This is a genomic window from Clostridium sp. CM036 (genome assembly GCF_055081135.1).
Genome location: NZ_CM143652.1, coordinates 590,055 through 605,882, shown reverse-complemented (window position 1 = coordinate 605,882; position 15,828 = coordinate 590,055). Strand labels below are relative to the sequence as shown.

The window sequence follows — 15,828 nt, the reverse complement described above, 5'->3', positions numbered from 1 at the left end:
AATCACTGCCTTTCTTTAATTTTCTTTAATTTTAGAATGGTTTTTTCGCTAAACTCTACTCCAATTGAATCTAATATAAACATAAATATTGGGATTCCAAGGAGCAGACCCCAAATTCCCATAAAATGCTCTGACACTATTAATGTTACAAAAGTAAAAAATATTGGAAGATTGGTGGTATCAGACATAAACTTTGGGTTTAAAATATAACTTTCAATAGCATGAATTATAAAAATCATAATAAGCACAAATATTACTTTAACTAACCCGCCCATTTTAAAAGCAATTAAACATAGGGGAATTAGCGAAATAAATAACCCCGCCACTGGTATAAGACTTAAAATAAATATCATAAATGCAAGAGCGAATAATTTCGGAAATCCCATTATAGTTAATCCTATCACTGATAATACTGTATTTGCAATGGCTATCATTATTTGAGCCTGTATTACTTTACCAAAGGAATTTAAAAAATTATTACCAAAATAGCTCAAATAATTATATGCCACAGATACTTTACTATATTTAAACTTATGTACAAATTTTAACACGCTGTCCTTCTCTAATATAAATACTAAGCTTAGTAAAAGTGCCATAAAAAAATTAAAACTCCATTTTCCAAAATTAGTTACAAAAATCATAATACTTTGAATACCCGATTTAGCATAATTTGCAATATTAATTTGATTAAACATCGGTGCTAAATACTTCGTAAATCCTTTTGTATTTTCAGAAAAATTAATATATTCCATCTTGCCTAAAATAGATATACTTTCAGAAATAGCAATTGGTATATATTTTACTGCTAGAAGGACTATTGTTACTGTCATAAACATATATATAATTATAGTAATAATAGTTGGATTTACTTTTACTACTCTGTTAATTTGCTTAACTAATAAACTTTGTAGACTATTCACTAAATAAGTAATCATAAATGTTAATAGAATCAAATTAAAAATGGATCTTATTAAATATGCAAATAATATTATTGCTAAAAGCAATAGCATTTTCTCTACGGTTTTTCTATTAAATAACTGTGTTATTGTTTGCATTTAAGGCGCTCCTTCATCTTTTTTATTGTTTTTTGTTAAAATTTATTGAGATTTATTTAAACATTATTTTAATTTTTTCGCTATAATAAATTATTTTTCGGCTATTTCATTATATCAAATTGTTTAACTTATTTCTATTAATTACTATGTACTAAATTTAAAATTTTATAATACACGAAGAATAAGAAAAATGGTGTATAATATATATACTAATAAGAAAGTTTGGTGATGATAATAAATGAAACCTGTAATTATGTTTGTAACTGAATGGTGTCCATATTGTAAAAAAGCACTTACTTGGATGGACGCTATAAAAAAACAAAATCCAGAATACGCTGGTATTGATATTAAAATAATTGATGAAGAGCTTCAACCGGATATAGCAAAACAATATACATACTATTATGTCCCTACCTACTATGTTGACGGAGTTAAAGTTCATGAAGGCGTTGCCTCTAAAAATATTATTAATGGTATATTTGAAAAGGCCTTAAAATAATTTTAATAAACTAAAAATGTAAGAAGATAATTTTAAATTATCTTCTTACATTTTTTTAATTTCATGTATATCTTTTTAATCGCGGGATATACTATTATTGTAGTCGACAAACAAACATTAAACTTATAAAAGGGAGATGTTAGTTATGTTAATAAGTAAACCACTTGTAATTTTAAGCGTAGGCAATATTGCTGGGGCTAAAAATGGGGACTACTAAGTAATTCCGTATGAAAATTAAAATACGGAGTTATAAATCCATATTTTATATGGATTAGTAAAGCCAATGATTATTTTATATAATCATTGGCTTTATGTTTTTTATCTTGTTGATCTAAAATTTTTAGGCTGCTGACTCCCGCCCTGATTTCTTCCATTTCTTCTAGCATTGCCTGATTGTTGAGGCTTTCTTGTTGAAGGTTTATTTGCCTTATCATTACTTGCTATTACAGGTTCATTACTTGCAGGATAAGGATGATCTTCAATTACTGGTATTGATTTTGATATAACCTTTTGAATATCCTTAAGAAAAGGTTTTTCTTCTTCATCGCAAAACGAAAGTGCAACTCCACCAAGTCCTGCCCTACCAGTCCTTCCTATTCTATGAACATAAGTCTCTGGTATATTTGGCAAATCAAAATTGATTACATGAGATAATTCATCAACATCAATACCTCTCGCTGCTATATCTGTTGCGACTAATACTCTTGTTATACCCGACTTAAAATTATTTAAAGCAAGTTGCCTAGCACTTTGAGATTTATTACCATGAATAGCTTGTGCTTCTATTCCTACATTGTTAAGGTCCTTCGTGATTTTATTTGCACCATGCTTTGTTCTTGAAAATACTAAGGCAGAAACTATGGACTTATCTTTTAGCAAATGAATAAGTAGCGGTTTCTTATCTTTTTTATCCACAAAATATACTGATTGTTCAATAAGCTCAATGGTAGATGAAACAGGTGTCACTGCTACTTTTACTGGATCCACAAGAATAGAATCAACTAGCTTTGAGATTTCTGGTGGCATAGTCGCTGAAAATAACATAGTTTGTCTAATTTTAGGTAGTTGCGCTATAATTTTTTTTACGTCACGCAAAAATCCCATATCAAGCATACGGTCTGCCTCGTCAAGTACAAACATTTCCACATGGTGTATGTTAATGTATTTCTGTTGCATTAAATCGAGTAATCTACCAGTAGTGGCAATTAAAATATCTACTCCATCTTTTAAAGCATCAGTTTGTTTTTTTTGTGATACGCCTCCGAAAATAACTGCACTAGTAAGATTCATGTGTTTACTATAGGCTGTAAAACTTTCTCCAATTTGAATTGCTAGTTCCCTAGTAGGTGCGAGTATTAAGGCCTTTATATTTTTAGGTCCCTTTATAACTTTTTGCCTCCCACAAAGAATTTGCAGTATAGGAATAGCAAAAGCCGCTGTCTTTCCAGTGCCTGTCTGAGCACAGCCTAGAAAGTCTTTTCCTTCCAATATAGTAGGAATTGCAGCTTCTTGTATAGGCGTAGGTTGCACATAACCTTCAGTTTTTAAAGCCTTGTTTATTGGTGTAATAAGATTTAAGTCTTCGAATAACATTTTTTTCTCCTTTGGAAGTGGCTGTCTTTGACTTTAAATGTCACAAATCACTGATATCCTGTTATGAATTTTCCCGAAAATTGGAAACAACAACTTTCTTACATGATTATATTGCATCTAAGAAACCACCCTTTTATTAGTGATATGAGCATATTTAGGCTGATTTTTCTTCATTTAGCTCCGACTTTGTAGGTCTATGATGTATAAATAAATATGTTTCTTTTATATCAACTTCAATCTTATAACTGTTTTAATTCAACTATTCGTTGCACTCATATTTTTTTATTATAACATATTTCGACTCTTGTTGCTATTCTTCTATTTTCCATAAATAATGTTGAATATAAATGTTAATTTACCACAAACTATATCTACAAAATATTTTTTTTACAAAAGGAGACATTTATATGAATGAAAACTTTAATTACCCTATGAACGTACCTGAGCAAAAACAAGATAAACAACCAGGATTAGAAACGCTTATGAATCCAAGACCTATTTTTGAAAATTTAAATTGCATAGGTTCTGGAAAATTAATGAATAAAGTTGCCTTAATTACAGGTGGCGATAGTGGCATTGGAAAAGCAATTGCTCTTGCATACGCCAGAGAAGGAGCTGACATAGCCATAGTATATCTTGATGAGCATGAAGATGCAGAAGAGACAAAAAAACTTATTGAAGCAAAGGGTAGAAAGTGTATTTTAATTGCCGGAGATATAGGAGACGATACCTTTTGCAATGATGCTGTAAATAAAATAATAAAAGAATTTAGCAAATTAGATATTCTTGTGAACAATGCCGGTGAGCAACATCCCCAAAATAGTATTGAAGATATTACAAAGCAGCAACTAGAGAAAACTTTTAAAACAAATATTTTTGCCATGTTTTATATGGTTAAAGCTGCATTACCCCATTTAATAGAGGGTGCTACTATTATAAATACTTCATCGGTTACAGCCTACAAAGGCCACGAAACCTTAATTGATTACTCCTCAACTAAGGGAGCAATAGTTACCTTCACCCGTTCTTTAGCTCTTTCATTAGCAAGTAGAAAAATACGAGTTAACTCAGTGGCTCCAGGCCCCATATGGACACCTCTTATACCGTCTTCCTTTAGCGCAAATGAGGTTGGTAAATTTGGGAGCAACACTCCTATGGGAAGGCCAGGTCAACCTGTAGAACTCGCTGAAACTTATGTGTTTTTAGCTTCCGAAGGTTCTTCATTTATAAGCGGTGAAACTATTCATGTAAATGGAGGCAATATTATAAATGGTTAATACCTGGTATCATCCAGCTTACAAGTGGCATGTTTCTTATCATAACTAAATAGGAAAATACAAAATAGGCGTCAATTTTTTGAGGCCTATTTTGTTCGCTTTGTGGTACCTTTATTTCTACCTCTCTCCTTTTGCAATTTTTTTAAAATTTATAATTATTTTATTTCTATTGGAAATAGCTTCACTTAATTTGTTAATATATCCACACATATAATAATAGTACATTGGCAAATATATATACCAATAGTATTATTAATAAGTAATTTGATCCTTGTATATTTTTTAAAAATTTCTTAAAATAATTTATTTTTTAAGGAGGAAGATATTATCAAAATCAAAATTTTTACTTTCACACTTTTTGTTAGTTTACTTCTTAATATTTGCAATATGACAATAACCTCGGCTACAAATTTTACTTTTACAGATCAAAACGCTAATAAGTATAACATAATAATGAAGCAAGACCTACTCTGCCTAATGATAGCTTATCCTGAATATATTACAAATATTGAAGAAAATAATGGACACGTATATTTAATAATGAAGTCTGGAAAAAAGTTATGCTATGACGACAAGAAAGAGAAAAATTCACAAGAAAAACTATCAAACCCAGATCTTCAAGACACGTTAGATCAAATTTATCCCCTTTCTCCTGTTAAAAGCATTATGGAGTCTAATTTTGATCCTGGTCGCTTTCGGTCCTACGACTTATTATCAGAAGTTTATGGCACTTCAAAAAAAGCTGTAGAATCCAAACTTACAAAAGTCAAAGTAGGTTATAGTAATTTTCAATTCAATAATAGTAGTAGTGCATCCGATTCACTGCAATCTGTTATGAGTGAGCTAATTCCTCTTTCAGAAAGAAACCAAAATGTAAGAAGATGTCTTCTTCCCTGTAGTGGAACTTTTAATTATCGCGTAATTGCAGGTACAAATCGATTAAGTCCTCATTCTTTTGGTATTGCTATTGATCTTGCTAGTGATAAAAGTGATTATTGGAAATGGGCATCTAAAGAAGCAGGTGAAAACAGATTATCCTCATATCCGAACGAGCTTGTAAAAGTTTTTGAAAATAATGGCTTTGTTTGGGGTGGTAAATGGTCACACTTTGATATCTTACATTTCGAGTATAGACCTGAAATCATTTTAAAAGCTCGCTATTTTACAGGCAATGTAGGTTCAAAAAATGCTTGGTATGAAGGTGCACCATGGCAACAAGTGCCTATAAAGAATGCAATTGATAGAATCAATGCATTAATAAAATAATAGGAGTATAATATTATGAATTTTTGTAAAATTAAAAAGTTACAATTATCTAGAAGTAGATTACTTATATTTATCATACTTCTTTTATTAATACAGTTATATAGCAATAGTTACACATATGCTATTACGGATGATTCAAAAAAAGAAGTTACTAGTTATATAGATCAAATTTTTCAAAAAAGAAACAAAGCCCTACTTAGCGGTGATTTAAAATTAATACAGTCACTTTATAATATGGACACAAAATATGGAACTTGGGCATATGAATATGAAAAAAGAAAGATGGAGTATATTAATAATTGGGCAGAAAAACAAGGAGTTAAGTTTACACATATTATACCAACTGTAATTGTAAAAAATATTAAAGGTAGCAATAATAATCTTTCAGTTTATTTATTATGCTCCACAGAATATAAATATGAATATGAAAATCAGCCCGGACTAGAAAATACGTCTAGAATTGGAACCTATCACAATTTACAACTTATGAGTAAAGATGGTTCTTGGGTAATTTCTAAAGAATGGTATAAAGACCCTTTTGCAAACTCTTTAAACTTAGATAATATTAAGGCAGATTCTATAAAAAAATTTATACTATCCCAAAGCGCACGAGATCTATCTGCCATAGATAAAGGAAGAGTAAGTGCTATAGAATATGCTGATAAATATTGCGGGGCTGCAAGCACTGCAGAATACGAATACAAGTATAATAAAAAGTACAGAAATTATAATCCCGAAGGTGGTGATTGTGCAAACTTTGCATCACAAATTCTTTTAGAAGGAAGTAAATTCAGAAAAAATCCTGCTTGGAACTACGACAAAAATGGAGCAACAAGATCTTGGCTAAATGCGGATGGTTTTAAAAACTATATGCTATATAGTGGTAGAGCATCAATAATTTCCTATGGCAGCTATGACAAAGTATATAAAGCTAGTTATAATCTACTGCCAGGAGATTTTGTTGCCTATGAAAAGAAAAATGACATAACTCATATTTCTGTTGTTACAGGATCTGATTCAAGAGGATACTCCTTGGTCAGCTGTCATAATTCTGATAGAAATAAAGTTCCTTGGGATCTTGGATGGAGCGATAAAAACATTAAATTTTGGTTAGTTAGAGTTCATTATTAACAAAAATATTAAAACAATAAACTATAAGGAGGTAAATAATCATGAAAACTGAAGAACAAATTAAATCAGAAGTTACTAGGCAGGTTATTGATAGTATGAAAACAACTTTAAATGAAGAATTAACTGAGGTAGAGAAGGAATTTGAGGAAACTTATAAAAGCAAGCTTGAGCAAGAAATTCAATATACATTAGAACTTTCAGAAACAGGTCTTAAACACAATTCAACCAAAAACATAAAAGTAGAAAATAAAAAACTAATACAGCAATTAGATAATATAAGAAGTGAAAAGGCTAAAGTTGAGAGCAAATTAAAGACATTAAATGAATTCGAAAATTTATAGTTCCCCAGAAAGTGTCGTTGTGGCATGGTTAAGTTGACTTATTCTTTTCAATATAGTAGTATATAGTTTGATGAATAAATATTATATTATGCATAATATGTATATTTTAGTGTAGATAAGGAGAATTAACTTACCATGAATATTTCTACTAAAGGAAGATACGGTTTAAGGGCAATGGTTGATATAGCTGTGCATTCATTTGGAGACTATATACCCTTAAAGGTTATCGCTGAAAGGCAGTCAATCTCAGAAAATTATCTAGAACAAGTGTTCTCAGTACTTAGAAAGGCTAATCTTGTAAAAAGTGCAAGAGGATCCCAGGGTGGTTATACCCTATCAAAAGAAGCATCAAAAATCACAGTAGGTGAAGTTTTAAGAACCCTTGAAGGTGATTTAGATATTACTGGAGATGATGGTGGTGCCTTAGGTGTTGATAAAACCATAAAAGTTTGTATAAACACTCTAGTTTGGCAAGAGGTTAATGAACAAATTAATAAAGTTATGGATTCAGTAACGCTACAAGATCTTGTAGAAAAATATAAAAGTCTAAATGATGAGTATATCTTAGACTTTATAATATAAATGAAGAATAACAGCACTTTGGAAATCCCGGTGCTGTTATTCTTCATTTATTTTCATTAACATAAAAGAACACCTTGATTAATTCTATTCCCATAAATCTTCAGTTAATTTTTCAATTTCTCTGATTCTTTTTTTAGTTTCCATTGTATCAATAGTAATCAAACCATTATCAATACTAAGTACGTCTCCTTCTTTAGCGCTATGAGGTAATTTAATCCTTTTAATATCAATCATAGTTCTATCTTCTTTTTCACATACTGCATAACAGCCAACAAATCTATCTATTATTATTTTCATACAATCAACTCCTTAACGAGGTGCCCCCCAAACGCTACATGGTTCATATCCCGCTTTTGCATTATTCAAATTCATATGCATTTTACTTTTCTTTGAGTATCTACAACCATCACTGTGATACTTTTCACCTGTTACAGTATATACTGTAACGCTCTTATTTTGAGTTATTTTGACTTTTTCTCAAGGGATGAATTAACCACAGGGTGTTTAATATTAAACCTACCTTAGTGTATTAATAATTAATCAATACACTAAGGTGTTATACCATCATTGAACAAATTTTATTCGAATATATATTGTACTAATTTATTATCCTATAATATATTTGTGATTTTTTTCATATATTTTGTTTCTTCTTCATCTTCAATTAGTTTTTTCGCCATATCATTTTTCTTGTTATTATCAATTTTATCTTTTATACTTTTATCTAGATCAAATAAGTATGACCAGTCTTCTTCATTTATATTTTTCGGTCTATCCATCTGTAATTTATTGCATTTTAAAATTCCATTAATCAATTGTAGTTTTTCTTTGTATTCTTCTCTCTTTTCGTCAATCTCAATTTTACCCTTTAAATCTAATACTATTATTTTAAAATCAATATCTTTAATCCAAGCAGGTTTTTCCTTTTTAATTAATTCTTTCGGATTTTTAGTATAACAAAGTATTTTAAAGGCAAGTAGTTCTAATCTATATGCCTCATGCTTTAACTCATAAATTTTTTTGTCTTCCAAATATTCTAGTGGATGATTATTTATAAATTCAATTGGAGACTTTATAGAATATAATTTACTTAATAAATTTTGTAAATACAACTCTTTTAAGAAATTATAATAATCCAGCCACTTATCTTCTAACATTCCATTTTGTTTTTTTTCTTTTAATAAATCTAGTATTTTATCTGTATTAAAATAATATTGACTAGCATTGTATTTTTTTAATAATATAAATACATCAAAAATTTTATTCTGTATTATATTCCATATATCTTGCTTAATATTTTGAGGTTTATTCAAACCTAAAAGCACTGAAAAATCATTGTAATAGTTTATTTCCATAACTATTTTTTTGATTTGTTCCTCTAATACCTCTGTAGATTTTTTCAATATATAATCCCATTCATTGTTATTAATATAAGAAGGCTTATTATTATTTAAAAATTTATAGCATGTACTAAATTCAAGTTCTCTAATATTTCTAGGATTTCTGTTTTCTCCTACAAATTCATCTATAGCGACTTTACGGATATTTAACCATTTTTGTCTTGATACATAAATAGGCTTTCTTTTTTCTAATATTTTCTTACTTTCATAATATGCCTTACGTTCTAAATCATTAATTAACATATTTTTTAAGAAATTATTAAAACACTTCATCTTATCCACCTCGTATATAATTATTTTTTATCCGTTCTTACATATCCATATTATATCATAATTTACATAATATTTTATAATTATGAAAAATTTGGTTAATTGATTTATCAACTTTCTTAGTAAACCTAATATTTTTGCAAACTAAAGAACGAAAGTAGTATTTCTCCTACTCTAATTGTGTAAGTCATCTCCTGCGAATCTGCAATATTAATGACTTCAGAAGGAGATTTATACTCCCACTAAGTTTTACTCTAATGTGATATAAATATTACATTAGAGCACTCTTTCATAGGGTCTCGTATATTACCATCCTTTTTGCACGACAAAAAAAGAAGCTCATCTCTAAGCTCCCCTATTATTCTACGGGTAATCTTACCCTTAGCTACTTACCCTCAATACCTTTCATACCTTTCTCAATTTCTTGGTTTATTTTATCAGCTTGTATTTGAGTAATTACACGATTTTCTACTAATGTACCTAATCTATTAATACTACCTTTAACTTGCGACACATTTTTTGTTGCCTCTTCCATTACTTTATCTGACTGGGTTTGTGTTATTGTCTTAGCCGTAACTAGTCCTTTAAGAGTGTCAGAGTAAATTGTTTTTGTTGCTGTTGGAAGGATAGCTTTTTTAGTAGTATTAGTCGGCGACTTCATGGAATTACAAGCAGTAAATAGCAAAATAGATATACTAATTATAATAAATGTTGAAGCAATTTTTACATTCTTCATTTTTACACACCATCCTAAGATTATTTGTTCTTTATATTATTAGGATAATTGAATTAAAATATACTATTTTTGATACTATACAAATTCCTCTTATATTTACCACCATATTTTCTGTAAAATAAAAAAACACCTCCAATAACAGATACATTGTGTATCTATTATTGAAAGTGGTTAAATTCAGTATATCATTGTCTTAAATTTTCTACGGTAACATGTATATCATTATACAAACATCTAAATTTCTGATGATTGCCTGCAAACCATCTATCCCTCAAATTCCTCAGGGTACTCTGCATTGTGATAAACGTCCTGCACGTCATCATCATCTTCAAGTGCATCTATAAGTCTTTGCACTTTACCGGCGCCTTCTAGGCTAATAGGTATCATGTTATCTGGTATCATTGTAACCTCTGCAGAAGCAAATTCAAAACCCGCTGTTTCTAACACTTCTCTTACAGCTCCAAAAGTTTCTGCAGCTGTAATTATTTCAAACATTTCCTCTTCTGCATTAAAATCTTCTGCACCCGCTTCTAATGCTACCATCATTATCTCATCTTCATCCATAGTTTCATTTCTTTCTATGATGATTTGTCCTTTTTTAGCAAACATCCAGCTTACACATCCAGCCGCTCCCATGTTTCCACCATGTCTATCAAAAGCATGCCTTACAGTTGCCACACTTCTATTTTTCTTGTCCGTTAGCGTCTTAACTACTATAGCAACGCCTTCTGCTCCATAGCCTTCATAAACTATTTCTTCATAGTTTACGCCTTCAAGCTCTCCGGCACCTTTTTTTATTGCTCTAGTTATTGTCTCTTGAGACATATTATTAGATTTAGCTTTTGCAACTACATCTCTAAGATGAGCATTAATATCTAAATTAGACCCACCATTTTTAGCTGCCATTATTATTTCTTTACCTAATTTTGTGAATACCTTACCTCTTATAACATCAATCTTACCTTTTTTCTGTTGTATGTTATGCCATTTTGAATGTCCTGACATTTGATATCCCCCCCAACTAACTATTTTTCATATGAAATATTCTAACCTTCTCTAATAAATACCAATATTTCTATCAATTGGTTTTAAATACATTACATTCCCATTATATCATAGAAATAAAGCGTTTTTCAAATAAAAAAAGAAAAGTATATATACTTTTCTTCAGGTTGTTTACAAACCCAGTATAATTTTTTTATTATACTGGGTTTTTTACATGCAATTATGCGATAGCATTTTGAGTTATGGATAAATTTAAAATAACAACTATCTTCTTAGTTAGAAAATCAAAAAACAGTAAAGATAGCAGGCTAGCTATCTTTTTCATATTCTGCACTGCTGCTGTAAGCAGACACTGCTCTTGCACATTTTCTAATCCACGCATATGGCAATAGCGAAGCCCATGCAGTTGTTTTGAATCTGCGAAGCTTCGCTCTATAGTTTCTTTTCTTCTTCTATATATATTTCTGCCTTTATCTGTTCTGGTGAACTTTACAACATCTTCTTTATACGTTTCCCAAACATGTCTTCTAATAGTTTTAAACTTGCTTTTTGCAGAAAAGCATTGAGCTCTATTTGGACATATCTCGCAATATTTTGCATTACCAACATATTCTTTATATCCTTCTCTTGTTGTCGTTTTATAATGTAAAGCCCTTAAGTCAGGGCATACGTAAATGTCCTGCTCTTTAACATATTGGAATTTATTTTTTGTGTACATTCCTTTTGTATGTGGAGACCTACGGTATCCCATTACAGATTTTAATTCCCTCTCATATAGTTCTTTACATATAAGATTTGTAGCATAACCAGCATCTGCACCAACATATTTTGTATTAAAATTAAACTTTTTTATTTGCACATCTAATCTATCGATATAAGGATCAACATCATTTATGTTTCCAGGAGTAACATACACATCAGTAATTATATTATGTCTGCTATCGACAGTTCTGTGATCTAAATATGAGAAGCCTTCCGGCTTGCCATCTCTCATCATATATCCACTGTCGGGGTCGGTTGTGCTAACTTTAGTTTCTTTTATTTTGGTAACAGGTTCTTTTTCCTTTAAAGGTTTTTTACCATGGTTTATTCTATCTTCTTCCACTGCTTTATTAAGTTCAGCTACATATTCTTTCGGCGTTTTTTCAACTTCAATTTTCACAAGCTTTCGCTTATTAGCATTTGCTTTTAGGTGTGTAGAGTCTGTGTAAAGTATTTTACCGGTTACCATCTTAAGATTTATAGCCTTAAATACTACTTCGTCAAATATTTTTTGAAACACATCTGTACCTTTAAACCGTCTACGTCTATTTTGGCTAATTGTTGAATGATCTGGAATAGGATCAGTAAGACTTAGTCCCAGAAACCATCTATAAGCCACATTTACTTCAATGTCCTTTACAAGTTGTCGTTCAGATTTTATTCCAAATAGGTACCCAATAAACAGCATTTTAAAAAGTATAACAGGATCTACGCCAGGTCTTCCATTATCTAAGCAGTAATATTTTTTAGTCAGTTCTCTTATAAAAGAGAAATCCATGTATTTATCTATATTTCTCAGAATATGGTCTTTAGGAACTAAATCTTCCAAATACACCATTTCTAGTTTTTGTTGTGTGAAGTTCTTTTCATTAATCATAATAATGCCCTCCGAATTATAAAGTTTGTATACTATATATATTCGACATCGATGTCCTAAAATCCTTTTTGAATATGAAAAAAACACTCCAATTTTAAATTAGAGTGTTTTACATTTTATGTTTGTCAACGGTCTGAAGAAAAGTATATATACTTTTCTTACATGTGTTAAGTCATCTCCTGCGGAGCTGAAATATTGTTAAAGGATAGAGTTTATAATTTCACTATCATATAATCTATGTTCTAATTTGAAGTACATTTTTGGATCTTCTTCATAAAACAGAGCTTTTCCTGAAGTAACCTGGGTTATTTCTGCCCTTAATTTTTCTAGATTACTAAACTGACAAAGTATTTTAATCCTCACTTTGTCAGTATATTCTACGTTCTCTATATAAAAATTTTCTTTAGCACAGACATGTTGTAGCTTCCCTAGTAAATCGTATTCAATTAGTATATCTATTGAAATACCTTCAACCTTTTCCACTACCCCTGCCTCTTTAATAGCTAGTGATGCACCTTTCGAATATGCTCTTGCAAGGCCTCCAGTGCCTAGAAGAATTCCTCCAAAATATCTGGTAACTACCACCGCTACATCTGTAATATCACTTTTTTTCAAAACTTCTAGCATAGGAATTCCTCCCGTACCTTGAGGCTCTCCATCGTCACTATACCTTTGTATCCCTCTGTTTTCGCCAATTATATAGGCATAAACATTGTGTCTTGCTTGTTTGTGTTTATTTTTAACCGCTTGGATAAATTCCTTAGCCTCATCTTCGCTTTCAACCCTTTTTCCATGTCCTATAAAAATGGACTTTTTCTCTTTAAATTCAGCGATTGATTCATCTTTTATTGTAAAGTAACCCATTTCAATTCTCCCAACTATTACTGAATATTCCAAATAAAAATTTAATATCCCACTCTAATTTCTATTTATATTTGCTCCATTAGTAATAAAAACCTCTCAGCAGCATCAATTATGTATTTTTTTTCTGTGTTGTCATATATGTATTTTATTTTTGTAATAGCTTTTTCACTTTTTATTTTACCTAGAGATTTTATTGCATAGCTTATTACTTGTGGATTCTCATCCTCTAAGGCTCTAAGTAATGCTCCTTCAGCTCTCGCATCTCCCATTTTACCCATAGCTGAAACTGCCATTCTCCGTACATTTAAGAATTTATGCACGGAAGCTTTGATTAAAATGTTTAAACAAGATTTTTCTTTTAATTCTCCTAATATCCAAACTGCGACTTCTTTATCTTTAGGGTGCATCTCCACATAACTCGTTTTTATTAGCTGCGTTAATTTATTTTTATTATCCTCTTCCAATGAATTCAAGAAATAAATTTTATCCTCTTTCCCTGCTTTAGCAATACTCTTAAAAAGCTCATCAGTATCATTGCTATGCACTAAAAATCTATATTTTATTTTACCATCTATAATGTGTTTTTGCACAATGGCATTATCCAAGTTTCTAATTTTACATATGGCTTCCATAGTTTTCCCTTCCAAAAACAAGAAATAAGATATCTCTTCGTTAGAATATTTGCTAATGCACAACCAATCAACGTCCACTAATCCCTTTTTCAAAAGCTCCTCTCCTTACCTTGTAGCCATTTTTTTCTACTTTCCACTTAGTATCTCTGAAATAATATTAATTCCTTCTTCTATTTCTGGTTTTCTTATTTCTGAAAAACTTAATCTAAAGTAATCATTACCTTCTTTAGCATTTTTATAAAATAAAACCCCTGGTGTTATTAAAACTTTTCTATGCTTACACAAATAAAACAATTCCATGGAATTAATCTTCAAACCAGTAGCTATCTTAAAATAAAAATGAATTCCCCCTCCAGGGGTATAACAACTAGCCTTTGCACCCATGTTTTTTTCTATACAAGTTATCATAAAGTTATATTTGTCCTTATAAGCCATATTTAGACGACTTATATGTTCTTTCCAAAGATCCTTATTTATATATAAATCTAAAGCACGTTGCATAAGACTTGAAGTTGATATATCTGTGTTAATTTTGGAATTTTGAATATGCTCCTTGCATTTCTCTGGTGATATCATGTATCCGAGCCTTATTCCTGGTAGAAATATCTTTGAAAAACTCTTTATATAGATAACTCTATCAAATATGTCTAAGCTCTTAAAACTCTTATATTGCTTTTGGTCATATATTAGTTCAGATAAATAATCGTCTTCAACGATATAAAAATCATATAACTCTGCGAGTTCTAATATTCTTAGCTTTTTCTCCAAACTATAGGTGGCCCCTGTAGGATTTTGAAAATAACTCATGGCATAAAAACATTTTATCCTATTCTTTTTCAGTATCTCTTCAAATTGAAGTAAATTCACGCCATCCTCTAACATATCAACTTCAAATATATTTGCCCTTCTCCATTTAAAGACCGTTAGTGCCCCACCATAGGTCGGCTTTTCTACAACAACGTTATCATGAACATTTATTATAGATTTTGAAACTATATCAATACCCTGTTGCGCACCTGAGAGAATCAATATATCTTCAGTGTTTACCTTATTGTCCCAAAAAAAACTACTTATACTATTTCTAAGTCCCTCATACCCCAAAGATTCCTTATAGGCAAATGCTTCCGTGCCATCTCTATCTAATACCTCATTTAATACGTCTTTAAAGACTGTTACAGGGAAATATTCACTACTTGTAATTTCTCCTGTAAAATCTATATATTTTTTTAGGTCTTGACCAGAAATTTTTTTTAAGGTATTAGAATATTCCTTTTTAAACTTACTGTTTGTATCCCTTCGTTTAGCGTAAGTTCCGCTCCCCATCTTTTGATACGCATAGCCCTCAGCTTCAAGTTTTTTATAAGCACTAACTACGGTAACATCATTAACCACCAGCAGTTTTGATAATTTCCTTATTGAGGGTAATTTTTCACCGTCGTCAACCATATTTTCATCAATCATTTTTTTTATATGCTTTGATATCTCTATATACTTAGGAATTTCGGAGATAAATTTAATTTCATACTTATGCATATCTC

At 30.4% G+C, this 15,828-nt stretch carries 16 protein-coding genes; 6 read left to right on the top strand and 10 right to left on the bottom strand.

Annotation, left to right across the window (positions count from 1 at the left end):
- Positions 1 to 2: 2 nt before the first annotated feature.
- The gene (locus ACWJKE_RS02825) at positions 3 to 1,055 is read right to left on the bottom strand and encodes an AI-2E family transporter (RefSeq protein ID WP_216302778.1); all 1,053 of its coding nucleotides are present in this window, start codon (positions 1,053 to 1,055) and stop codon (positions 3 to 5) included.
- Positions 1,056 to 1,293: 238 nt separating this feature from the next.
- Here ACWJKE_RS02825 and ACWJKE_RS02820 point away from each other — a divergent pair, with 238 nt between their 5' ends.
- Entirely contained in the window at positions 1,294 to 1,554 is a 261-nt protein-coding gene (locus ACWJKE_RS02820) for a glutaredoxin family protein (RefSeq protein ID WP_165414609.1), read from the top strand.
- 318 nt (positions 1,555 to 1,872) lie between these two features.
- Here ACWJKE_RS02820 and ACWJKE_RS02815 read toward each other — a convergent pair whose 3' ends face one another.
- Entirely contained in the window at positions 1,873 to 3,147 is a 1,275-nt protein-coding gene (locus ACWJKE_RS02815; protein ID WP_216302777.1) for a DEAD/DEAH box helicase, read from the bottom strand.
- 407 nt (positions 3,148 to 3,554) lie between these two features.
- On the opposite strand from ACWJKE_RS02815, the gene ACWJKE_RS02810 reads away from it, so the two are divergent.
- The 5 genes from ACWJKE_RS02810 (at position 3,555) to ACWJKE_RS02790 (ending at position 7,744) form a co-directional block, all read left to right on the top strand.
- Complete coding sequence (locus ACWJKE_RS02810) at positions 3,555 to 4,424, top strand: SDR family oxidoreductase (RefSeq protein WP_462959142.1); 870 nt, start codon at positions 3,555 to 3,557, stop codon at positions 4,422 to 4,424.
- A gap of 387 nt (positions 4,425 to 4,811) precedes the next feature.
- A complete protein-coding gene (locus ACWJKE_RS02805) occupies positions 4,812 to 5,690 on the top strand; it encodes a M15 family metallopeptidase (RefSeq protein ID WP_462959141.1) in 879 nt (292 codons plus the stop codon).
- 15 nt (positions 5,691 to 5,705) lie between these two features.
- On the top strand, positions 5,706 to 6,821 hold the full coding sequence (locus ACWJKE_RS02800; protein WP_462953809.1) for an amidase domain-containing protein: 1,116 nt from the start codon (positions 5,706 to 5,708) through the stop codon (positions 6,819 to 6,821).
- 41 nt (positions 6,822 to 6,862) lie between these two features.
- Positions 6,863 to 7,162: a hypothetical protein gene (locus ACWJKE_RS02795; RefSeq protein ID WP_165414604.1), complete on the top strand. Its 300-nt coding sequence runs from the start codon at positions 6,863 to 6,865 to the stop codon at positions 7,160 to 7,162.
- A gap of 135 nt (positions 7,163 to 7,297) precedes the next feature.
- Entirely contained in the window at positions 7,298 to 7,744 is a 447-nt protein-coding gene (locus ACWJKE_RS02790) for an RrF2 family transcriptional regulator (protein WP_165414603.1), read from the top strand.
- A gap of 84 nt (positions 7,745 to 7,828) precedes the next feature.
- Here the strand turns inward: ACWJKE_RS02790 and ACWJKE_RS02785 are convergent, their stop codons facing one another.
- The 8 genes from ACWJKE_RS02785 to pdxR all read right to left on the bottom strand — a co-directional run bounded on the left by ACWJKE_RS02785 (position 7,829) and on the right by pdxR (position 15,823).
- A complete protein-coding gene (locus tag ACWJKE_RS02785; protein ID WP_216302774.1) occupies positions 7,829 to 8,041 on the bottom strand; it encodes a DUF3006 domain-containing protein in 213 nt (70 codons plus the stop codon).
- Positions 8,042 to 8,355: 314 nt separating this feature from the next.
- Positions 8,356 to 9,417, bottom strand: coding sequence for a hypothetical protein (locus ACWJKE_RS02780; protein ID WP_220319534.1), 1,062 nt, complete (start codon positions 9,415 to 9,417; stop codon positions 8,356 to 8,358).
- A gap of 382 nt (positions 9,418 to 9,799) precedes the next feature.
- Positions 9,800 to 10,150, bottom strand: coding sequence for a hypothetical protein (locus tag ACWJKE_RS02775; RefSeq protein ID WP_220319533.1), 351 nt, complete (start codon positions 10,148 to 10,150; stop codon positions 9,800 to 9,802).
- Positions 10,151 to 10,414: 264 nt separating this feature from the next.
- Entirely contained in the window at positions 10,415 to 11,155 is a 741-nt protein-coding gene (locus ACWJKE_RS02770; RefSeq protein WP_220287813.1) for a YebC/PmpR family DNA-binding transcriptional regulator, read from the bottom strand.
- Between the two features lie 220 nt (positions 11,156 to 11,375).
- Complete coding sequence (locus tag ACWJKE_RS02765) at positions 11,376 to 12,794, bottom strand: IS1182 family transposase (RefSeq protein WP_462959140.1); 1,419 nt, start codon at positions 12,792 to 12,794, stop codon at positions 11,376 to 11,378.
- A gap of 198 nt (positions 12,795 to 12,992) precedes the next feature.
- Positions 12,993 to 13,658 (bottom strand): YigZ family protein, encoded by a 666-nt coding sequence (locus ACWJKE_RS02760; protein ID WP_165413409.1) that lies wholly within the window; start codon positions 13,656 to 13,658, stop codon positions 12,993 to 12,995.
- Between the two features lie 65 nt (positions 13,659 to 13,723).
- Positions 13,724 to 14,383, bottom strand: a complete 660-nt coding sequence (locus tag ACWJKE_RS02755; protein ID WP_220319532.1) for a HEAT repeat domain-containing protein — start codon at positions 14,381 to 14,383, stop codon at positions 13,724 to 13,726.
- A gap of 33 nt (positions 14,384 to 14,416) precedes the next feature.
- Positions 14,417 to 15,823, bottom strand: coding sequence for a MocR-like pyridoxine biosynthesis transcription factor PdxR (gene pdxR / locus ACWJKE_RS02750; protein ID WP_165413407.1), 1,407 nt, complete (start codon positions 15,821 to 15,823; stop codon positions 14,417 to 14,419).
- Positions 15,824 to 15,828: the final 5 nt, after the last annotated feature.